This window comes from Pseudomonas sp. SDO55104_S430 (genome assembly GCF_054070595.1).
The window spans coordinates 1-22,228 of record NZ_JBSVXG010000092.1 but is presented as its reverse complement, the minus strand read 5'-3'; the positions used below and the strand labels follow the sequence as shown (position 1 = coordinate 22,228).

Here is a 22,228-nt window from a genome sequence, read left to right as displayed (position 1 = left end):
GCGGTGTGTCAGTCGACATGGTTTTGCCTGACACGACGCATTCGCGAGCAAGCCCGCTCCCACAGGGGGTTAGCGGTGATTTTCGGAGTTGCGGGTTTCCTGAACGGTCACTGTGGCTGTCGTCCCCGCCCGCAACTTTCCTTTGCCCTCGTAATCGGCATCGATCCTGATCCGCACCGGCACCCGCTGGGCCAGTTTGACCCAGGTGTAGCTGGGATTGATGTTGGCCAGCAGGCGCCCGCCCGGGAGGTTTTCGCGATCCGCGATGGCAAATGCGATGCTTTCCACGGTACCGCCGAAGCGCTCGCCGCTCATCAACTCGATATCCACCCGGTCGCCCTCGCCTATTCGCGGCAGCTTGGTTTCTTCGAAGTAACCGCTGACATAAAACGAATCGCTGTCCACCAGCGCCACCAACGGTCCACCGGCCGTGGCGTAGTCACCCTGGCGAGTCAGCAGATTGGTCACGTAACCGCTGACCGGCGACTCGACCCGGGTCCGCTCCAGATCGTGCTCGGCCTCGGCCAGCGCGGCGATTGCCAGTTGCACGTTGGCCTGGGCGAACCCCAGATTGGCCTGATTGCGCAACAAATCCGCCTGGGCCACCGCCACCTCGGTATTGGACTTCTCCCACTCCTCCCCGGAAATCGCCGAACGTTCCTTGAGCGTCCGGCGCCGGCGTTCCTCGCTCTGACGCTGACGCAGCAACGCCTGACTTGAAACGATCGTGGCCTCCGACTGCCCCAGCGAAGCCTTGGCCACCTCAACCGAACGCTTGGCGTGATCCACCGCCAGGGCATAACGCGAGGGGTCGATTTCCAGCAGCAGCTGGCCCTTCTCCACGTGCTGGTTATCCTGCACGCCCAGATTGACGATGCGCCCGGCCACGTCGGCGGACAGGGTCACCACATCAGCCCGCACCCGCGCATCCCGTGTCCAGGGCGCCCGGGTATAGTGCTCCCAGGCGAACCAGCCGAGCACGAACGCCAGTGCCACTACCGCCAGTGTCGTGAATTGGGCAAGGATCTTCTTCAAGGCATCAGGCTCCCATCAGCAGAATCAGCGTCGCGCACACACAGGCGTACAAGGCGCCTTCGAACAAGGCTTCATGCCAGACGAACTGCAACACGCCAACGCGCCGCAGGATCCAGTCCAGCACCAGGAAAATCGGCAAACCCAGCAGCAGCGCCTGGGCAATCGGCGGCAGGTAGACACCGCCCAGTTCCAGATCAATGGGCAAGGCTCGGCACCTCCTGTTGTGCGATGGCGGGGTCGAAATGGCCACGGTGACGTTCGAGGAACGACACCACAATCAACAGCGCCACGCGCATGCGGAAAACTGACCATAAATGCTCATGGACGCTGGAGTGCAGCGTATCGAGTTCATCGCCGAGGACGTGAAGGTCACCCAGCACGCGGTCGACCTCAATCCCTGGCCGACCGGCAACGAGTCGCCCGGTTTCGCGAACGGTATCCGTCAGTCGTGTTTGCAGTTGCGGATTCAGCAGAACGTTGTTTTGCGCCTGCTGCCTGAGCTGGTTCAAGGCCGTACCCAGTGCCAGACAACCCAGGCTCACTTGAAACAAATCCCGTGCCGCTTTGTCCTGAATGGCCGGCAATAATCCCAGCATCGCGGTCAGGCGATCGACCATCCGGCTTTCGAAGGCAAACTGGTTCTGATCGGTGGGCTGCAACTTGAGCAAGGCGTAAACCTGCTCGCAGTTTTCTTGATGCAAACGACGAATGCGTAGCACCGGCCTGAAAGGAAAAATCAGCGCATACACGCTCAGCGCCAAGGTGACGGCGCAGATATAAGCACCGGCGAACTCAAACCATTGAATGGCCGTGTTCTGACCCAATCCGGTGTTCTGCGGCCCCAGCATCAACAGCGTGATCAGCCCCAGGCCGATCCCGGTGCCGGTGGTTGGCGGGCTCGACAGCCCTACGGCAACCGCATACAGCAATGGCGCCAGGAGCAAGGCCAACAGCTCGAAATCGCTGATCATCGGCACGAGCGCGAACTGCAACAGCGCCGACGCCACCAGCGCAATCCACATTCCTCTGGCGAAGCTCTGTGCCGCCATCAAAGGCCTGGGAAACGTCGCCATCAAAGAACATAAAATCCCGGTCACGATCATCCCGCCCCGAGCGCCATCCCAACCGGTCTCGATCCAGATGAAACCCGCCACCATCAGCGCGCAATAGGCGCGGATGGCATTCATCGCCGCCAGGGTGAAATCCAGGTGCAGCGGGTTGGCCTGGCCGCGATACATGCTGCTGGCCTTGCGGCCGCTCTGGATCGCGTCGGCCAGCTCCAGAATGGTTTCCAGCTGCTGCAGCATGCGCGCCTGTTCCCAGCGCAATGACCAGGACAGCGAGCGCAAGGTGGGTTTCAAAGGTTCGGTCAGCTGTTCGGCCCGATAGGCCAAGGCGTCGAAACGCTGCTGCAACGCGGCGAAGTGACGGCGCTGCTCGGCGGACAGTGCACGGCCCTGTTTCGCGAGCTCATCGAGAAACACCAGTTCTTCACTGAGCAATTGCTGGATCTCGTCGGGAATCTTGCCCTGCCAGCGGGCCAGCAACAGTTCCCGCTGATGGCGCAGCGCGGTGAGTCGTGCGGTCAGCAACAGCAGCTGGTTGCCGAGCAATTGCACCAGATCGTCGGCACTGCGCAACCGCGGCGCGTCGTAATACAAATGCCGGCGCACCCCTTCCAGCGCGCTGATCTGCCCGAGCAATTGCATCTGCCGATTGTGAAAGTCGGTCTCGCTTTCCTCCGTGCGGATCACCGCGCAGGCATGGGTCGCCAGCAGCTTGATCACTTGATCGATGCGGGTGAAGTAGTCCTTGGCCACCGCCTCCGGCCGCGCGGTCAAAAGGCTCACCACACAGACGCAGGCCACAGCCAGCAAGGTCTCGGTGACTCGGGTTACCGCCAGTAGGAAGGTGCCGTCCTGATCCGGCACCGCCAGCAACCCCACCACCACCGCCGTATAGCCACTGAGCACGAACGCCTGGGAACTGGTGTAGCGCAACAGCGTGCCGCCGGCGGTACACAATGCCAGCCACAGCGACAGCGTGATCAGAAACGGCACCGGCGCCTGGGGAAAGATCGCCATGATCACCACCGCCACCGCCGCGCCCACGGTAGTGCCGATCATCTGCCCGAAACTGCGGGCCAGGGCCATGCCGGCCAGGGGCTGACTGACTATCACCACGGCCATGATCGACCACTTGGGCTGGTCGAGATCGAACAGGAACGCCAGGTACAGGGTCAGCAAGCCGGCGGTGATGGTTCTCAAGGCAAACAGCAACACCCCGCGACCGGGGTGGATGAGCGCCTTGAAATACGGGAGGAGCGCTTGCATGGAAATGCTCGTCGAGACATTTCCAGCAAGCTTAGTCACTGGGTGGAGGGGTGGCAGATTTGTGTGTCGAATCGCCGCCCGATGGGTACGCCCTATGCGGAAGAAGTGCTATTGAACTCCTTGCTCTTCACTGCCCACTTGAACGGAAGCGGAACCGCGAACGGATCGGGATTGCTGTACGCTTTGCTACGTTTCAATGCCGCGACGTTGGGTATGAATTTTCCTGTTTTATCGTAAGCCCCAACAATCAGCGAACCCGGGATGTCCTCACCAATATTGATCTCCAACGGTTTGAAGCCGATTTTGGAGGGTTTTGCGGACGCAAAATTGTGGTTCTCATACAGACTGAAGCCGGCATTGCCTCTGTAGTCGATCAGGTATGTATACCCGTCTCGCCCATCACCATAAAAATGAGCCCCCACATTGCCTTGTTTGTAGATGCCGGAGGTAGAAATACCCATGCCATCCGGGTCCAGCGCGTTCTTTCCACCGCCGAAGCCGCCATTCATACCGTTCACTTGCCTGACATCCGTAATTTCCGTCCGGAGCTTGAAACCCTCGGCAAACACTTCTTTCGGCGCTCGCATATCGCCACGCATGAGGAACCCCTGACGAACATACCCGGCTTTTTCATTCAGAAAGTAAGTGGTACCCGTGCTGTCCATCAGTCGTTGGGCATACTGGTGGCCTTTGTGCAGCTTATTCAGTTTGTTAATAACGAGATCATCTTTGAATCTGCTTTTCAACACTCTGTTGATTTCTTCCTTGCCCTTGAATACGGGTGGAATCCATTTCGGCAATTTTTTATTGGCGTTCACTACCAGCTTTGGTAAATCGAACTTTGGTAAATGCTTGACAACCTCCGGAGGAAGATGCCCCAAAGCCTTCAAACGCTCCAGAACCGTAGCGGCAATGTCTTTTCTTTGCGCATATGAAATCCCTTTTCCCAGAAGCTTTCCGGCAAATGGCGCTACCAGTTCGAATACTGCCCCACGCAAGCCATTGGCCTGATGCTGTGCCGAGTGCTTGGGGTCATCATTCATTTCACCACGCGCATATTCCGCCGCAGACGAACCCACGCCGAACAGCACGGACAGCGCCTTCAAAAGCGCGCCGCCTTCCGGCTTGCCGGCGCATATCGACAGCATCCCCAGCGTGTCGCTGAGCAGTTCGATCAGGAAGTCGGTATTGCGCTCGGTTTCGGTCGAAGTCAACGTGTCGATGTCTGATAACAGCTTTGCGGTCTGCCGCCGGTAAAGATCGTCGAAGAGATCGAAATCAGGCGCCTCAAACCCTTCGAATATGACCGGCCAATAAGGCAACTTGATGGTTTTTACTGATTTGATAATTGCGGGAAAGAGAAAACGAAAAAAATCAGTCCAATGCGGCTCATTCAGCTTGAATGCCCCCTGACTGTATTTGAAATCATCTTCACCTCTCCCTAGAAATGCTTTCATCGTTATTCCTCTGGATAACGCTTGACTGAGCTCGGGAAACTCTTCAATTGAACGCCCGCCCCTCACAAATAAATCCGGGGGGCACTCAATCACCTTGCTGTCAACGCCAAGGAAAACAAACAGGCCAGTTGATCCCTGGGTGGGAAACAAGTAAACGGCATTGGAAACAGGATCGGCCCCACTCAATGGACCGTTGACCAAAGAAAAAGCTCGCGCTTTTACTTGCCCTTTCAGAAAACCATCGGCGGTGTTTTTCCCCAACGCCGTAGCGTTGCTGCCACGCAAGTAATGATCGACCGCTTGTTTCAACTCCATTTCTTTACTGGACTTCCATAATTGCGCAACCTGCGGATTTGCAACTACCCTCTCGGCGTTCTCCTTGAACAACTCCGGAAAATCGTTATCCGCGACAGCTTTCTTGAAGCCCTCTGTATATCGAGGCGGCCAAAATATGGTTGTCACCTCACGAGGCAGTTTTGCCCGCTCGTGCTGCCCGGCGAAGAGATCGACGAGGGTGTATTCCTTGTAACGGCGATTGTTGTTTGGAAAATAATTACCAGGACTTGCTACCGGCCTCGGCGTATTGAATTCCACAACAATCTTCGTCTTGGCACTGATGGTTGATTTGATATCTTGCGGCAGGTCGGAGCTCGATATCGTCTTTTCAATGAGCGTATTCATGAACAAAGCGGGACTGGACACCGTTCGGACTTCGTTGAGTACGCCGATAAACTTGTCGGCCACGTGCCGAACCGTTATTCCGGGTGCAAGTTTTCTGTTTTGCTTCACCCGAATTTTGGCGTCCGATGCCTGCATTCCCGCCTGGATCAGCAACTGCGCGGAGGAACGTACGGCTGCGCCGCTTTCTGAAGTCTTGCTATTGGGAGAAACCGAATCATCGCTGTTCAGGCTGCGTCTGTTCCGAACTGTTTCAGGGCTTTCAGCCGCCAACAAATAAGCCTGGGCTGGGTTGTAGGACTCATCCTCCCATTCGTCGTGCGCGTCGACAGCCGCCCTTTCGACCACTGCATCGATACAGTCCTGGAAAGTGACATTTGGGTTACCGGGTACCGGTTGTCGTAATACAGCCTGGATGTTCTCGATCAGTTGCGGGTCGTCATCGCGATCGGGGTATTCGGACTTGTTGACAAGGTCTGTTACCGCTATTTCCAGTTCCGGCACATCCAGAAACAGGTCTGCAAGTCCTTCCATGATGTTGATTTCGGTAATGTCCGTTTCATCAGGTTCGAGATCAGGGCCCGGGAAAAGCCCGCTCAAAGGATCGAACAGTTCTTCTTCTGGCTCGGGCAGGAGCCAGGATGTGCAGATGTCACTCAACAGCATATAGAGGGCGAACAGACCCGCTGTTTTCCCTGGATTGGCCTCAATCAGATCCCCGGTTTTAGTGAGCACCGCTGCCCCCGTAGTCAGGAGAGTCCCGCTCACTCGGCCAAGCAAATCACTCAGTTCGACCTGCAACTGCGCCAGATAACCGGGTGACGCCACTGTAGTAGGGCTGTAAGCACTCCGAAGCGGATCCGCCAACTCCAATACCGTGTAGGCCTCTGCGCTGTCCCACGGCAGCATAGTGCGAGCAACCTGATCGAGAAGCGCATCCACTTTCGTAGCGAACTGCTCCAGCAAGGCTGCTGGATCCATTTCGTTTGCCGGTTGCTCATTTTCAGGTCCGAGCGGCGACTTGAAAAAATCTGCCGCGCCATTCTTCCAGGCATCGCCGCTCGGCCTTGGGCCGGGCCGGGTCGTGATATGGCTGCTATTCAATGTCAGGGCGTTGATGGAATGAAGCGCGTTGCAGATGTACAACACCTTGGCAAACCAGCCCTCTGGAATGCCCGAATCGCCAGTGGTGACGTCCAGGTAAAAATCCGAATACCGTTCGAACGCCTGAAGGGTTGCCAGCAACTCCGTAGGCTCCTGGACTTCCTCTGCCTGAGGTTGCGAAGGCGAGGCGTTCGGGCGCCCTCTCAAGCCTTCCAGCCAACTCGGGCCGTGCAGCCAGCCGCCTTTTTCGGAACTCGCATCGGGTTTCAATTGGTCTCGCAGTTCCTTCACCTGCGCTTCATAGCGCTGCGTCCAGCGAATTCGCTTCGGATTATCAGGTTCAAGACGGCGAGCAATCAGACGGCTGGCAAATGCGTCGAGTCGAGCGTGTGCTTCCTCCGGTGAAGGCCGAAAGTCCAGCTCATCATCCGGCTGCAGCGCAAGCCTGGCTTTATGGAGTGCGACTTCATCCTTGCCGATATATTGTTCGCCTTGCTCCCTGAGCTTTTTCAGCGTGTCCCATTCGCCATCGGAAACCAGCTCTCGGTTGGAAATTCGTTCGTCCCGCTCGGCTCTGGATCGATCCAGCTGCGACTGGATGAACCCGATTACGCTGTCCACTTTTTGCAGCCCACTGGGAAATATGTCGTTTTCTCCCAACGCGCTTAACCATTTTTCCGGAGCCAAATGGCAAACGACGTCCGCGATTTCTTCCAGGCGCGCGCTGCTCAATGGCCCAACTGGCTGGATCGAATCGGGCATTGCCTGCGCAAATAGCCCTGCGATTATTTTTCCCGTTTTGCTTTGCAGAATTCCGCTTTTCAGAACATCCAGAACTTCCGCTTCGGACACTGTCCTCGTCCTTAATTTCGCGAGGAGTTCAGACCACCTTTCATCGACCTCCTTCTGATCCAGGAATCCTCCTTCCCTTGCCTTGAACGAATCGCGTGCCAGTACTGGAGGAGGAATGTCTGTTGTCTTTGCAGTCATCCCTGCGATGAGACTTTCCAGAGTGCAGGCGCCATTATTGCTCGCTCGCAGCAATGCTCTGGAGATTGAGGAGGATTCGATTGGACCATTGGCAGCCATGAGCAACGGTGAGGTGGCGCTGGCAGTTGTGTTGCGAAGGGGATGCACTGAGTGACTTTCCATATCTGCTGATTCAGCGCTTAAGCATGGTGATCGCCTCCAAAAACATCTTCCAAAAACCGCCTATTCCACCCCTTCATGACAATTCGTATCCGACACAAAACCTGCGAAGGTTTGACTCCAGCCGCAGTCTGATAAAAGCTGACAACCTTTTTCCGCCGCCCATGCCACGGATTTTGCATGCCCAAGTCTCGCCGTTTACTGCTTATCAGCCTCTGCGCCCTGCTCGTCATCGGCCTTGCGTGGTTTTTCCTGCGCAGCACGACGCCGGTGGTGCCCGAGGCGATCAAGCGTGGTTTCAGCGAAGCGTTGACGGCAGCCCGCAACGGTCAGCCAGGAGCTGCGCGGGTGCTTTATCAGCAATTGGGGCGTCCGGACATTTCGCCCAAGCGCCGGGTGTGGCTGCATGCCGAACTGCCCAATTACCCAAGCTCCGTGGCGCTGAAGCTGGCGGATGCGGATTTGCAGCACGAAGCGCCCGAAGTGCGAATAGCAGCGATCAAGAGCATCAGCGGCCTGGTGCCCAGCGGACAGCGCAGCCTGTTGCTCGGGCCGTTGCTCGATGACAGCGATCAGGATGTGCGGCTGGCGGCGGTCAATGCGTTGCTGGGGCTGTCGCCGGATGATCTCGGTCTGTATTTCGGCCCGTTGGAACAGGCCATCGATGCCTGGCAGCAGGTGCTCAAGAACGCTCCGCAGAGTGCCGAGAACCACTACCAGCTGGCGCGCCTGTATTTGCACAACGCCGAACTCAAGCAGGCGCAGCAGGAACTGGACAAGACCTTGCAACTGGCGCCGGACAACCTGCCCGCACTGGTGATGCAGATCGACGTACTGGACCGCCAGGGCCAGAGCGAAGCAGCCCGTGAATTGCTGGCCAGACAGCTCAAGGCGCAGCCCGATTCCGCCTATTTGCAACATGCCTTGGGCATGTGGCTGCTGCATCACGATCAAAGCGAATTTGCCCTGCTAGGCTTGTCCAAGGCCGTTGAGCTTGAGCCGAATAACAAGGATTACCGCTATGACCTGGCAACCACGCTGCACGATGAACAGGAGCTGGAGGCGGCGCAGAAGCAGTTGCAGGAAATCGTCCAGCGTCATCCCAACGATCGCCGAGCGCGGGTGTTGCTGATCAACTACTGGAAGGAAAGCGGGCAGTTGCAGAATGTGCAGATATTGCTGGCGCAGCTGGAGCAGATGAATCCGGATGATCCTGCCCTCCAGCAAGGCCTGTAACCCGTCCCTGTAGGAGCGAGCTTGCTCCTACAGTAAAAAATGTTGAACGCTCACGACGACCAACGGTCAAGACAAACAGGCAGTCCAATCAGGCTGCCTCGTTTCCCTGGTTACTGAGAGGGCATTTCTTGTCTACATCCAACGAGTTGATCAGCGCAAAAGCCGCCACCGGCATTGAAGGCCTGGACGACATTCTCGATGGCGGGCTATCCCGTGGCCATGTGTTCCTGCTCGAAGGCGAGCCTGGAACCGGCAAAACCACCGTCGCTTTGCATTTTCTACTGGCCGGCGCCCGCGCCGGCGAACGCTCGTTGTACATCACTCTGTCCGAAACGGAGCGTGAGCTGCGCCAGGGTGCGCAATCCCACGGCTGGGAATTGTCCGAAGACGTGCACATTTTCGAATTGACGCCCCCGGAGGACCTGCTCAATACCGATCACCAGCAAACATTGCTGTATTCATCGGATCTGGAACTCGGCGAAGCCACCAAGCAGATTTTCGAAGTGGTCGAGCGGGTCAAGCCGACACGGGTGGTGCTCGACAGCCTGTCCGAGATCCGCCTGCTGGCGCAGAGCTCCCTGCGTTATCGCCGGCAGATTCTCGCGATCAAGCACTACTTCGTCCGTTACGACGCGACGGTGCTGCTGTTGGACGACCTGACCACCGAATCCCTGGATAAAACCGTGCACAGCGTGGCCCACGGGGTGATTCGCCTGGAAGAGTTGACGCCCAACTACGGTGCTGAACGGCGCCGCATCCGCGTGGTCAAGTACCGTGGACAGAAATACCGTGGCGGCTTTCACGACTTCACCATCATGGCCGATGGCGTTCATGTGTTCCCGCGTCTGGTCGCTGCCGAACACCGTGGCGTCTATCTGCGCGAGCAGTTGACCAGCGGCATTGCCGAGATGGACTCGCTGCTTGGCGGCGGTATCGAAACCGGATCCAGCACCCTGATTCTCGGTCCGGCGGGCACCGGCAAATCACTTATCGCAATGATATTCGCCGCGTCCGCCGTGGCACGGGGTGAAAAAGCCGCGCTGTTCGTGTTCGATGAAGAACTCGGCCTGCTGTTCGAACGCATGAACCACCTGGGCATCGACCTCGCTGCCCTGCAAGCTACTGGCAATCTGCTGATCGAGCAGGTTGACGCCGCGGAACTGTCCCCCGGCGAGTTTTCCCACCGGGTCCGGCGCGCCGTGGACAAGGACGAGATCAGGACGGTGGTCATCGACAGCCTCAACGGTTATCAAGCGGCGATGCCCGAGGAAAACGCCCTGGTTCTCCACATGCACGAGCTGTTGCTGTACCTGAACCGCAAGGGCGCCGCGACCTTCATGACCGTCGCCCAACATGGTCTGGTCGGTGACATGCAGGCGCCGGTGGACATCACCTATCTGGCCGACACGGTAATTCTGCTGCGTTACTTCGAGGCACTGGGCAAGGTACGTCGGGCCATTTCGATCATCAAGAAACGCACCGGCAGCCATGAATCGACCATTCGCGAATACCAGATCAATGCGCAAGGCATGACCATCGGTAAACCGCTTGATGCATTCCAGGGTGTATTGCGGGGCATCCCGACTTATGTGGGGTCGGGAGCGCCATTGCTCCAGGATATTCATCCGTGACGTCGCAGAAAACCACCTCCGAGCGCGCGATCATTCTCGCGCCAATGGGTCGCGACGGTCAAATTGCGCTGATGATCCTCAACGAAGCGGGTTTCGATGGGATCATCAGCCGCAGCCTGCTTGAACTGTGCCACGAGTTGGAACAGGGCGCGGGTGTGCTGCTGATGTCTCTGGAGGCGCTACTGGGCCAGGACCTGGAGCCGCTGATCAGACTGATCGACCAGCAGCCGGCCTGGTCCGACCTGCCCATCGTGCTGTTTACCCATCATGGAGGTCCGGAAAAGAGCCCGGCCTCGCGTCTTGGCCCGCATCTGGGCAATGTTACGTTCCTTGAGCGCCCTTTCCATCCGGTTACCCTGATCAGTCTGGTGACCACCGCCTTGCGTGGGCGCCGCCGACAGTACGAGGCGCGGGATCGCCTGGTGGACTTGAGCCAGAGCGAGTTGCGCCTGAAAAACACCATGGAAACCCTGGAGCAACAGGTCGAAGAACGCACCGCCCAGTTGCGGCATAACGAAGAGGTGCTGCGCCAGTCGCAGAAGATGGAAGCGGTCGGCCAGCTCACCGGCGGTATCGCCCACGACTTCAACAACATGCTGACCGGGATAATCGGCAGCCTCGAGTTACTGCGCCGGCGCCTGGCCCGAGGGCGTCTGGACGATTTGGAAAGTCTGATCGATCTGGGCGTTACTTCCGCTAACCGCGCCGCCGGCCTGACTCATCGGCTGCTGGCATTTTCCCGGCGGCAGTCCCTGGACTCGCAACCCGTGGAAATGAACACCCTGGTGGTGGCCATGGGTGAGTTGTTGCAGCGCAGCATCGACGAAAGCATTCACCTGGACATGCAATTGAGCGAGCGCTTGTGGGTGGCCGAAGCAGATCCCAATCAACTGGAAAGCGCCCTGCTCAATCTGGTGATCAACGCCCGCGACGCCATGCCCGATGGCGGCAAGCTAGTGGTGAAAACCTCCAACCAGTATCTGGACGCGGACTTCACGCAATTTCACAAGAATCTCGAACCCGGCGATTACGTGGTGCTCAGCGTCAGCGACAACGGTTGCGGCATACCGCAAGCGACGATCAATCGGGTGTTCGATCCGTTCTTCACCACCAAGCCCATCGGCCAGGGCACCGGGCTTGGGTTATCGATGATTTATGGCTTCACCAAGCAATCGCGCGGGCATGTCGCCATTGAGAGCGAAGTGGGGAAAGGCACCACGGTCAGGCTGTATCTGCCCCGCTACGGCGGCGAACTGCCCGAGGCGCAGACCGTGGAGAATCCGCATCCGCTGTTCGCCCAACACGGCGAAACGGTGCTGATCGTGGAGGATGATCCGGCGGTAAGGGTGCTGGTTTGCACGGTGCTGAGCGAGTTGGGCTATGCCTTCGTCGAAGCCGGCGATGCCGACGGTGCAATCCCGATCCTCGAATCGGAACAAAGGATCGACCTGATGATCAGCGACGTCGGCCTGCCGGGCATGAACGGCCGGCAACTGGCGGAAATCGGCCGGCAACATCGGCCGTTGCTGAAGGTGCTGTTCATCACCGGCTACGCCGAACACGCGGCGGTGCGCGCCGGGTTCCTGGATTCTGGCATGCAGATGATCACCAAGCCGTTCACCTTCGACCTGTTGACGGCGAAGGTGCGGGAGATGGTCAGGGCCTGACCCACCAACATCTGTAGGAGCGAGGCTTGCCCGCGAAGGCGGTATGTCAGGCGATGAAGATGTTGAATCTGCCGGCCTCTTCGCGGGCGAGCCTCGCTCCTACAGGTCTTGTGGTGTATGCAAAACCACCAAACAACCGAAGTTATTTGTAGGAGCGAGGCTTGCCCGCGAAGGCGGTATGTCAGGCGCTGAAGATGTTGAATCTGCCGGCCTCTTCGCGGGCGAGCCTCGCTCCTACAAGGTGCTTTAGAGAATCAGGACAACAAATCCTGCATGATCTCCTGCAACACATCCAGGTCGAACGGCTTTTCCAGGATCGGCGCCTTTTGGGTAATGGGGCTGCCGGTCTCGCGGATTTCCTTGGCGTAGCCGCTGATGAAAATCACCTTCAGGTCCGGTCGCAGCTTTACCGCGGGTTCGGCGATCTGTACGCCGGAGATGCCGCCGGGCAGGCGGTAATCGGTGATCAACATATCCAGATGGGGTTTGGTGGCGAGGATCTCGAATGCCTGTTCGCCGTTTTCCGCCTGTAGCACACGATACCCCTGCCCCGACAGATAGTCGGTCAACACCATCAGGATAACCGGCTCGTCTTCGACGACGAGTACTACATCTTGTGCATCTTCACTCATGGGAAGCCTTTGTTCGTTCAATAGCTGCTGATACGACCTTGCGGTCGATCAGAGGTTGCGTTTATCGGGCTGTTTTCCTACAGCGGCAGACAAACGCGAAACAGGGCGCCTTCGCCAATCCGGCTTTCGACGGTAATGGTGCCGCCATGGGCGGTCACGATCTGCTCGGAAATAAACAATCCCAGGCCCAGTCCGGCGACGGCGTGTTTAGCCGTGACCCGCTCGAACTGCTGGAAAATCCGTTGCTGGTTCTCTTCACTGATGCCGATCCCGAAATCCCGCACTTCCACCCGGGCTTCGCCGTCCTCACTGTAGACCTTCACCTGGATCGGGCTCTTGGCACCGTAGCGCAAGGCGTTGGTCAGCAGGTTGGAAATCACCTGTTCGATGCGAAATTCATCCCAGTTGCCGACCACCGGCTCGCTGGCCTCCAGGGAAACCGAGGCTTCAGCGGCCTCGATCTGCGGGCCGAAATTTTGTAACAGCGCACGTACGAGCACCGTCAAATCGAAACAATTCGGGCGGATCGACAGCTTGCCGGTGCGAATGCGCGACACATCGAGCATGTCTTCGATCAGCCGGATCAGGCTTTTGATCTGCCGCTCATCGCGGTCGACCATGGCGCGCATCTTGTCGAGGGTGAACGCCGCGGCGTTATCCCGGGCCAGGTGCATCTTGCGCAGCTGGGTTTCGAGAATCAGGCCATTGAGCGGCGTGCGCACTTCGTGGGCGACGATCGACATGAAGTCATCGCGGGTGCGCACGGCCTGCTGCAGCTCCAACTGCGTACTTTGCAATTGCCCCAGCAGCGTTTCCTGCTCGCGGCGGCTATGCTCCAGCGCTTCGACCTGTTGCTGCATGGCCTTGCTCTGGCGGTACAACTCGACGAACACGTTGACCTTGCTCTTGACCGCATGGATGTCCAGCGGCTTGTGCAGGAAGTCCACGGCGCCGCTTTCATAACCCTTGAACGCATAGTTCAGCTCGCGCCCGGCAGCGCTGACGAACACGATCGGAATGCTGCGGGTCTTTTCCGTGCCGCGCATCAACTCGGCCAGCTCGAAGCCGTTCATGCCGGGCATCTGCACATCGAGAATGGCCAGGGCGAAGTCGTGTTGCAGCAGCAGCGACAAGGCTTCGTCCGCCGATTGCGCCTTGTAGACGATGCGGTCTTCGCGCTTGATCAGCGCTTCGAGGGCCAACAGATTTTCCGGCAGATCGTCGACGATCAGCAGTTTGGCCTGGATATTACTCAACATGCGATTCGTTCCAGCTCAACAAGCAGACGGCCGATGCCGCGGATGGGGAGAATGTGATCAGGCTGATGAATGTCCAGCGCCGCCTGGGGCATGGTCGCGACCTGGGCCTCATTGGGGTCCTGGACGATGGTCAGTCCGCCATGGCGCTTGACCTGCGCCAGGCCATGGGCGCCATCGCGATTGGCACCGGTCAGCAGAACAGCGGCCAGGGCCGGCCCATAGGCGTCGGCAGCCGATTCGAACAGATAATCGATGGCCGGTCGGGAATAGTGCACTCGCTCCTCCAGGCTCAGGGAAAAGCTGCGGTCCAGTTCCACCGACAGGTGATAACCGGGCGCGGCGAAATACAGGGTGCCGGCTTCGATCACGGTTTTGTCCGCGGCTTCCTGCACCGGCAGCGCAACCCGCCGGGCGAAGACTTCGGTCAATTGGCTGCGGCGCTCATGGGGCAGGTGCAGCACCACGATGATCGGTAACCCGAATCCCTGACGCAGTTCGCCGAGGATGCTCAGCAGCGCCTCCACGCCCCCGGCGGACGCGCCGATCACGATGGCTTCGATTGACGGTAAACCCGTTGCACCGTTCATGATTTGCGGTAGATCCGTTCATGTTTAACCAAGGGTTCGAACTGATTGCCGAAGGCCGAAAAGTCCGGGGTTTCCTTGCTGCCCAACACCAGGAAACCGCGGTAGCACAGGGACTCGTGAAACAATCCGAACGCTCGATCCTGAAGGTTTTTATTGAAGTAAATCAATACGTTACGACATGAAATTAATTGAGTTTCGGAGAATACGCTATCCGTCGCCAGGCTGTGGTCGGCAAACGTTACGTTCTCGCACAGCGACTTGTCGAAGATCGCGTAGCCGTAGGCCGCCGTGTAGTAATCGGCGAACGAACGCTGGCCGCCTGCCTGCTGGTAATTAGCAGTGTAGGCCCGGACGTTCTCCATCGAGAAAATCCCCTGCTTGGCTTTCTCCAACGAGCGCGGATTGATGTCCGTGGCGTAGATGATGGTGCGCTCCAGCAAGCCCTCTTCGCGCAGCAGGATGGCCAACGAGTAGACCTCTTCGCCGGTGCTGCAGCCGGCCACCCAGACCTTGATCGACGGATAGGTCCTGAGCAGCGGCACCACTTCGTTGCGTATCGCCAGGTAGTGGGACGGATCGCGGAACATCTCGCTGACCGGAATCGTCAGCAGTTGCAGCAACTGCATGAACGCCGCCGGGTCGTGCAGGACCTTCTCCTGAAGCGCCGAAATGGTATTGCATTCGAACTGGCTCAGCGCGTGGGTCACCCGGCGCTTGATCGACGCCCCGGAGTAATCGCGAAAGTCATAGCTGTACTTGAGGTAGATCGCCTCGATCAGCAAGCGCAGTTCGATCTCGGTGTTTCTTTCCAATTAGATTCGTTCCATTTTCGGCAGCCATACTCGAATCAGCGAAAACAGCCGGTCCAGGTCGATCGGCTTGGCCAGGTAATCGTTGGCGCCGGCCTGCAGGCAGCGCTCCTGATCGTCCTTCATGGCCTTTGCCGTCACCGCAATGATCGGCAGCTTGCGCCAGCGCGCTTCCTTGCGGATTTCCATGGTGGCTTCATAGCCATCCATCTCCGGCATCATCACGTCCATCAGCACCAGATCTATGTCCTCGGCTTCCTTCAAACGTTCGATCGCCTCGCGACCGTTACGGCCGATGATCACGACCGCCCCCTTCTGCTCCAGCGCGCTGGTCAGGGCAAAGATGTTGCGCACATCGTCGTCCACCAGCAGCACCTTGCGTCCCTCGAACACCTTGTCGCGGCTGCGGGCGGTCTTGAGCATCTTCTGTCGTTCATGGGACAGCCGGGATTCGACTTTGTGCAGAAAAAGTGTGACCTCATCCAGCAGCCGCTCCGGCGAGCGCGCGCCCTTGATGATGATCGAACGTGAATACTTGCGCAGTTCCGCCTCTTCGTCCCGGGTCAGGTTGCGTCCTGTATAGACGATGACCGGCGGGAACGAACAGATGTCCTCGGTGGACATGCGCTTGAGCAGGTCGCCGCCGAGCATGTCCGGCAGTTTGAGGTCGATGATCATGCAGTCGAAGCTCGTGGTCCGCAGCAGGTCAAGCGCCTCCTGGGCGAAGCCGACGGCGGTGATCTCGATGTCTTCGTCGCCGATCAGCCGGGAAATGCTGTCGCGTTGCAAGTCATCGTCTTCCACCAGCAGCACGCGCTTGACCTTCTGGGTCAACTTGGCTTCCAGGCGCACGAACACGTCCTTGAGCTCTTCGCGGGTGGTCGGTTTGAGGGCGTAACCGATGGCGCCCATGTGCATCGCCGCTTCCACCCGGTCCTCGACCGAAATCACGTGTACCGGGATGTGCCGGGTTTCGGCGTGTTCCTTCAGACGCTGCAGCACGGTCAGGCCGGAATGGTCGGGCAGGCGCATGTCCAGCAGGATCGCATCGGGGATGAACTGCCGGGCGAGGTCGTAGCCTTCGTCGGCGCCGTGGGCCACCAGGCACTGATAACCCAATTCATGGGCCAGGTCATAAAGGATGTGGGCGAAGTTCGGTTCGTCTTCCACCACCAGGATGCAACGGGTGTTGAAAGGCGCCTTGGCGCGGTCGTCGTTGAACCGCGCAATTTCGACATCGGCGGTCGATGGCTGCACCGGCGTAAAGGTCGCGCTGGGTGCCGGCGTCTTCAGCGGCAGGTGGATCGGTTCGAAGTCGACGTCATCCGGCTCAACGTATTGTTGCGGCACTACCAATGTGAACACGCTGCCCTGCCCTGGCGCGCTGGACACGCTGATTGAACCGCCGAGTAACGCCGCCAGATCACGGGAAATCGACAGCCCCAGCCCGGTGCCGCCATAACGGCGATTGGTGGTGCCGTCGGCCTGGCGGAACGCTTCGAAAATGCTTTCTTGCTGCTCGTCGGCAATGCCGATCCCGGAATCGCGGACGATGAAGGCAATGCCCTGATTCGGCGCGCTGCCAACGCTCAGGCTGACGCTGCCCTTCTCGGTGAACTTCACCGCGTTGGACAACAGGTTCTTGATCACCTGCTCCAGGCGCTGGCGATCGGTGAAGATCGTCGCCGGCGAACCCTCCTGCAGCTCGACGGTGAACTGCAACTGCTTGTCCGCCGCCAGTGGCTGGAACATGCCGCGCAAGCCGTCCACAAGGCGCGCGACGCTGGTGCTTTCCGGGCGGATTTCCAGCTTGCCGGCCTCGACCTTGGAAATGTCGAGGATATCGTTGATCAGGTTCAGCAGATCGTTGCCGGCCGAATAGATCGATTCGGCGAAGGTGACCTGTTCGCTGCTGAGGTTGCCCTGAGGGTTTTCCGCAAGCAATTTGGCCAGGATCAGCGAGCTGTTCAGAGGCGTACGCAGCTCGTGGGACATATTGGCGAGGAATTCGGACTTGTACTTGCTTGAGCGCTGCAACTCTTCGGCGCGCTCTTCGAGCTGGGCCTGGGCCTGGTTCAGCTCGGTGTTTTTCAGGTCCATGGCATCGCGCTGCTCGGCCAGGACTTCGGCCTGTTCGGCCAGTTGTTCGTTGGTCTGTTCCAGTTCGACCTGCTGGGTTTCCAGATGCGCCTGGGACTCCTTGAGAATCCGCGACTGTTCTTCGAGCTCTTCGTTGGCGGTTTTCAGTTCTTCCTGCTGCACCTGCAGCTCTTCGTTGAGCTGCTGGGTTTCGGCCAGGACTTCCTGCAAGCGCTGGCGGTAGCGCGCGGCCTCGATGGACGTGCCGATGCTGCCGGCGATCAGTTCCAGCAACTCGATATCGCGATCATCCAGCGGACGCAGGAAACCCAGTTCGATGACGCCGTTGACCCGATCATCGTCGCTGGTCGGTACCACCACCACGCTGCACGGCAGGCCTTCGCCAAGACCGGAGCTGACCTTGAAGTAATCGCCCGGCACGCTGTCCAGGCGAATCAAACGGGCCTGTTGCGCGACCTGACCGACAATACCTTCGTCGGCGTATATCTGCTGATCCAGGGCTTCCTGCTCGCGGGAAAAACCGTAGGACGCCACCCGTCGCAGGCCGCCGTGTTCCTCGCGGACATAGATCGCCGCCACCGCGCTGCCCAGATAATGGGCGCAGAATTGCAAAATATTGCGCCCCAGCAGGTTCAGCGACAGTTGGCCCAGGACTTGGGCGGACAGTTCAGTCTGACCGGTGCGCAGCCAGGCCTGACGTTCCAGGCGATTGGCGCTGACTTGTTGTTTGGCCAGGTTCGCGCCGTACTCTTGCGACAAATTGATCAGGTCGCGGCGGCCTATGTAGGCCAGCAGGCCGCTGATCGCGGCGATGAACACCAGATAGAGGGCAATGCTCCAGACCGTGGTGCGGCGTACTTCTTCGTTACGCGAGGCGCGCAACTGTTGCTCCATGTCGATCACATCTTCGAACTGCTTGCGTACCTCGTCGGTCAGGCGCTTGCCTTTACCGGTGCGCACTGCGCTGCGGTAGTCGCCGCTGGTTTTCTGCAAGTCGATCATGGACTGCGCATAGTCCGCCCATTCCTTTTGCAACGACTGCAAGCGATGCAGGCGATCGGTCTGGGCGGTGTTGTCGGCGGTCAACTCAAGCAAGGTGTTGAGTACAACCTCGATGCGTGGCTTGGCCGTTTCATAGGGTTCGAGAAACTTTTCATCGCCGCTGAGCAGAAAACCGCGCATTCCGGTTTCCAGATCCACCGTGAGTTTGACCGCCTCATTGGCGTTATTGATCACCCGGTCGGTGTGCTCGACCCACTGGATCGTCGACAACAGGTAGGTGATCAGCGACACGAAGAAAACTGCGCTGATAGCGCCCACACCCAGGGGCAGGCTGATATTGCGGCTCAGGATCTTGCGGAAACGCTGCTCATCAACCGAGGACACGGTGGTCATAGTCAGGCCTTGTTGAACGGGTGAAAAACACGGAGTTTGCCCCAAAACGGGCAAATGGATCCATTTTTCTCACAGGCTTATGGGCAAAGTCCTACATTCATCTGCTCTAGCGGCATGGGAGCAGGTATCCTTTGCACTATTCTTTTTATAGCGCGTCGGGAACTTGTCGGGAGTCGCCACTTACTCATGCAATAGGGTCGGCGATTTCGATCGACCGACGACCGCCCACTCTTTTTCGAGAAAGCTCACTATGCCTGCCAATCCCTCCACCATTCTGGTCGTCGAAGACGATTCCATCGTGCGCATGTTGATCGTCGATGTGCTCGATGAACTGGAGTTCAATGTGCTGGAGGCCGACGGCAGTGAGCAGGCTCTGCAGATTCTCAAGGACGTCAACCAGCACATCGACCTGATGATGACCGATGTCGGCCTGCCGATCATGGATGGGCGGGAGCTGGCCAACGAGGCACGTTCGTTGCGGCCGACCTTGCCGATCCTGTTTGCCAGTGGGTATGCCGAGAGTATCGATGTACCGCAGGGGATGTTTTTGATCGGGAAGCCGTTTTCGATCGATCAGTTGCGGGATAAGGTCAGGGGGATACTCGATAACGCCTGAGTGTTACTGAACTCTGTAGCGACCCTACTTTTGTGGTGAAGAGCTTTTGTGGCGAGGGGGCTTGCCCCCGTTGGGGCGCGAAGCGGCCCCGGCATTTTTCCAGAAAAACCGAGCACTCAGGTTTTGCGACTGCTTCGCAGCCGAACGGGGGCAAGCCCCCTCGCCACAGGTTACTCATTGCCTGGTCCATCTGTTAACCGTCTGCCTTTTCAGCTTCAAGGAACCACCCCTTCATGACCCACCCCCGCCCAACCCACGTCCTGGTCATCGGCTACGTCTGGCCCGAGCCCCGCTCTTCCGCGGCCGGCGGGCACATGATGCAGATCCTTGAATCCTTCCTGGACCGGGGTTGGACCGTTACCTTCAGCAGCCCCGCCCGCTCCGGCGAACACCGTGCGGACCTCGGCGCGCTGGGCATCGAAGAAGTGCCGATCGAGCTGAACGACAGCAGTTTCGACACGTTCATCAGCGAACTGGCGCCGGACGTGGTGCTGTTCGATCGCTTCATGATGGAAGAGCAATTCGGCTGGCGCGTGGAAAAACACTGCCCCAATGCTCTGCGGGTACTCGAGAGCTCGGACCTGCAAAGCCTGCGTGATGCCCGGCACCAGCGGCTCAAGCAGCGCCTCAAGGCCAGTGACGACGCCAACGACTTCAGCGAGCTGTTCGCTCCGGCGCTGCGCGAAGAGTTCGAGTTCATGGCCGACACCGATCTGGCCCAGCGGGAAATCGCGTCGATCTACCGATGCGACCTGAACCTGATGATTTCCGAAGTGGAAATCGATCTGCTGGTCGAGCAGTTCAAGGTTCCGCGCGACCTGCTGCACTGGTGCCCGCTAATGGTCGATCTGCCGAAAGATCCTCCGGCACCTTTCGAGGACCGCGCGCACTTCCTGCACATCGGCAATTTCCGCCATGCGCCGAACTGGGATGCGGTGCTGTGGCTCAAAACCGCAATCTGGCCGCTGATCCGCGAAAAGCTCCCCGGGGCTCAATTGCACATCTACGGCGCCTATACCCCGCCCAAGGCCACCGCGCTGCACAACCCGGCGCAGGGTTTTCACGTGATGAACTGGGCCGAAGACGCGCTGCAAGTCATGTCGGCGGCACGGGTGTGCATGGCGCCGCTGCGTTTTGGCGCGGGGGTCAAGGGCAAGATTGTCGACGCGATGCTCTGCGGCACGCCCAATGTCACGACACCGATCGGCGCCGAGGCGATGCATGGCGACGAGCCGTGGCCGGGAGCGATCACCCGCAGCGCCCGGGAATTCGCCGAGCAGGCCGTGCAACTGCATCAGGACAAGGATCGCTGGCTGCAAGCCCAGGCCGATGGACTCGCGCTGTTGGCCGAGCGTTACCGGCAAAGCGTTCATGGCCCAGCGCTGGTCGACCGTATCGAACAATGCCTGCAAGATCTGCCGGCGATCCGGCGCGACAACTTCACCGGCAGCATGCTGCGCCACCATCAGCACAAGAGCACGCAATATATGGCACAGTGGATCGAGGCGAAGAACCGGTTCAAGGAAGACGCCTGACCGGTACGATCAACGAGCGATAACAATAAAAAGCACCCGGACATGAACCGACCCGCACGCATCACCGACCCTTCCTACGAGTTGATGGACGACCACAACGGCCTGTCCATCATCTATCGCCAGCACGGCTTCCCCTGCCCGCTGGTGCGCTGGCATTTCCACAAGGAATACGAGCTGCACCTGATCGTCGCCAGTTCCGGCAAGGTGTTCATCGGCGACTACATCGGCAACTTCTACCCCGAGACCCTGTTCCTCACCGGCCCCAACCTGCCCCATAACTGGATCAGCCAGGTGGCCGAGGACGAGGTGGTGGAAAAGCGCGACATGCTGGTCAACTTCACCGATGAGCTGTTCGACAGCGGCTATCAGGTGTTCGCCGAACTCAAGACCCTGGCGCCGTTGCTGGAGCGTGCGCAATACGGCATCGAGTTTCGCTGCAAGGCCACCATCCGCCAGGCCATGGACCTGATGCAACGCATCGCCGAGACCACTGGCGTGACTCGCCTGGGGCACTTTTTCATTCTGCTGGAGTTGCTGGCGGCCTGTGACGACTACCAACTGCTGTCCGGCGCGACCACCTCGCAGCTCGCGGACGAGCACAACATCGACCGCACCAACCGTGCGGTGGACTACATCTTCGCCCACTACGCCCGGGACCTGACGCTGGAGGAAGTGGCCGAGCACCTGGGCATGAAGCCGACCTATTTCAGCCGGGTGTTCAAGCAGGCCACAGGGCGCAACTTCATCGAGTTCGTCAATCGCCTGCGCATCAGCAAGTCCTGCGAGCTGCTGGCCGATGGCGACAAACCGGTGACGGATGTGTGCTTCGAGTCGGGATTCAACAACATCTCCAACTTCAACCGGCGCTTCCAGCAGCTCAAGGGCATGACGCCGTCGCATTATCGGCGGTTGGTGGTGCAGCGGTTGACCGAACAGAATTTGGGGTGATTTTCAGAATGCCTTCGCGGGCAAGCCTCGCTCCTACAGGTCGGTGGTAAACCTGTA

15 protein-coding genes are annotated in these 22,228 nt (G+C 58.8%); 6 read left to right on the top strand and 9 right to left on the bottom strand.

Going from position 1 to position 22,228, the window contains the following annotated elements; translation table 11 throughout:
• Window positions 1-69 precede the first annotated feature (69 nt).
• From ACW9JE_RS17150 to ACW9JE_RS17135, 4 genes are all read right to left on the bottom strand, one after another.
• Window positions 70-1,035 (bottom strand): efflux RND transporter periplasmic adaptor subunit, encoded by a 966-nt coding sequence (locus ACW9JE_RS17150; RefSeq protein WP_457433401.1) that lies wholly within the window; start codon window positions 1,033-1,035, stop codon window positions 70-72.
• A 4-nt stretch (window positions 1,036-1,039) separates the two neighbouring features.
• Window positions 1,040-1,240 (bottom strand): DUF1656 domain-containing protein, encoded by a 201-nt coding sequence (locus tag ACW9JE_RS17145; protein ID WP_175376283.1) that lies wholly within the window; start codon window positions 1,238-1,240, stop codon window positions 1,040-1,042.
• A complete protein-coding gene (locus tag ACW9JE_RS17140) occupies window positions 1,230-3,368 on the bottom strand; it encodes an FUSC family protein (protein ID WP_457433400.1) in 2,139 nt (712 codons plus the stop codon). The genes ACW9JE_RS17145 and ACW9JE_RS17140 overlap by 11 nt, the downstream gene beginning before the upstream one ends.
• Window positions 3,369-3,460: 92 nt before the next feature.
• Window positions 3,461-7,459, bottom strand: a complete 3,999-nt coding sequence (locus tag ACW9JE_RS17135) for a hypothetical protein (RefSeq protein ID WP_457433399.1) — start codon at window positions 7,457-7,459, stop codon at window positions 3,461-3,463.
• A 477-nt stretch (window positions 7,460-7,936) separates the two neighbouring features.
• Here ACW9JE_RS17135 and ACW9JE_RS17130 point away from each other — a divergent pair, with 477 nt between their 5' ends.
• From ACW9JE_RS17130 to ACW9JE_RS17120, 3 genes are all read left to right on the top strand, one after another.
• On the top strand, window positions 7,937-8,992 hold the full coding sequence (locus tag ACW9JE_RS17130) for a tetratricopeptide repeat protein (protein WP_224539238.1): 1,056 nt from the start codon (window positions 7,937-7,939) through the stop codon (window positions 8,990-8,992).
• Between the two features lie 128 nt (window positions 8,993-9,120).
• Window positions 9,121-10,623: an ATPase domain-containing protein gene (locus ACW9JE_RS17125; protein WP_457433398.1), complete on the top strand. Its 1,503-nt coding sequence runs from the start codon at window positions 9,121-9,123 to the stop codon at window positions 10,621-10,623.
• 44 nt (window positions 10,624-10,667) lie between these two features.
• On the top strand, window positions 10,668-12,290 hold the full coding sequence (locus ACW9JE_RS17120) for an ATP-binding protein (RefSeq protein ID WP_457433402.1): 1,623 nt from the start codon (window positions 10,668-10,670) through the stop codon (window positions 12,288-12,290).
• A 254-nt stretch (window positions 12,291-12,544) separates the two neighbouring features.
• On the opposite strand, the gene ACW9JE_RS17115 is transcribed toward ACW9JE_RS17120, so the two are convergent.
• The 5 genes from ACW9JE_RS17115 to ACW9JE_RS17095 form a co-directional block, all read right to left on the bottom strand.
• The gene (locus ACW9JE_RS17115; protein WP_224539244.1) at window positions 12,545-12,922 is read right to left on the bottom strand and encodes a response regulator; all 378 of its coding nucleotides are present in this window, start codon (window positions 12,920-12,922) and stop codon (window positions 12,545-12,547) included.
• Between the two features lie 77 nt (window positions 12,923-12,999).
• On the bottom strand, window positions 13,000-14,181 hold the full coding sequence (locus ACW9JE_RS17110) for a hybrid sensor histidine kinase/response regulator (protein WP_457433397.1): 1,182 nt from the start codon (window positions 14,179-14,181) through the stop codon (window positions 13,000-13,002).
• On the bottom strand, window positions 14,175-14,768 hold the full coding sequence (locus tag ACW9JE_RS17105; protein WP_457433396.1) for a chemotaxis protein CheB: 594 nt from the start codon (window positions 14,766-14,768) through the stop codon (window positions 14,175-14,177). The genes ACW9JE_RS17110 and ACW9JE_RS17105 overlap by 7 nt, the downstream gene beginning before the upstream one ends.
• Window positions 14,765-15,580, bottom strand: coding sequence for a CheR family methyltransferase (locus ACW9JE_RS17100; RefSeq protein WP_224539250.1), 816 nt, complete (start codon window positions 15,578-15,580; stop codon window positions 14,765-14,767). Before ACW9JE_RS17100 ends, ACW9JE_RS17105 begins: the two co-directional genes overlap by 4 nt.
• The gene (locus tag ACW9JE_RS17095) at window positions 15,581-19,072 is read right to left on the bottom strand and encodes a response regulator (protein ID WP_457433395.1); all 3,492 of its coding nucleotides are present in this window, start codon (window positions 19,070-19,072) and stop codon (window positions 15,581-15,583) included.
• Window positions 19,073-19,322: 250 nt separating this feature from the next.
• On the opposite strand from ACW9JE_RS17095, the gene ACW9JE_RS17090 reads away from it, so the two are divergent.
• From ACW9JE_RS17090 to ACW9JE_RS17080, 3 genes are all read left to right on the top strand, one after another.
• Window positions 19,323-19,688 (top strand): response regulator, encoded by a 366-nt coding sequence (locus tag ACW9JE_RS17090; RefSeq protein ID WP_224539254.1) that lies wholly within the window; start codon window positions 19,323-19,325, stop codon window positions 19,686-19,688.
• A gap of 233 nt (window positions 19,689-19,921) precedes the next feature.
• Window positions 19,922-21,223, top strand: coding sequence for a glycosyltransferase (locus ACW9JE_RS17085; RefSeq protein WP_457433394.1), 1,302 nt, complete (start codon window positions 19,922-19,924; stop codon window positions 21,221-21,223).
• 42 nt (window positions 21,224-21,265) lie between these two features.
• On the top strand, window positions 21,266-22,171 hold the full coding sequence (locus tag ACW9JE_RS17080; protein ID WP_457433393.1) for an AraC family transcriptional regulator: 906 nt from the start codon (window positions 21,266-21,268) through the stop codon (window positions 22,169-22,171).
• Window positions 22,172-22,228 lie beyond the last annotated feature (57 nt).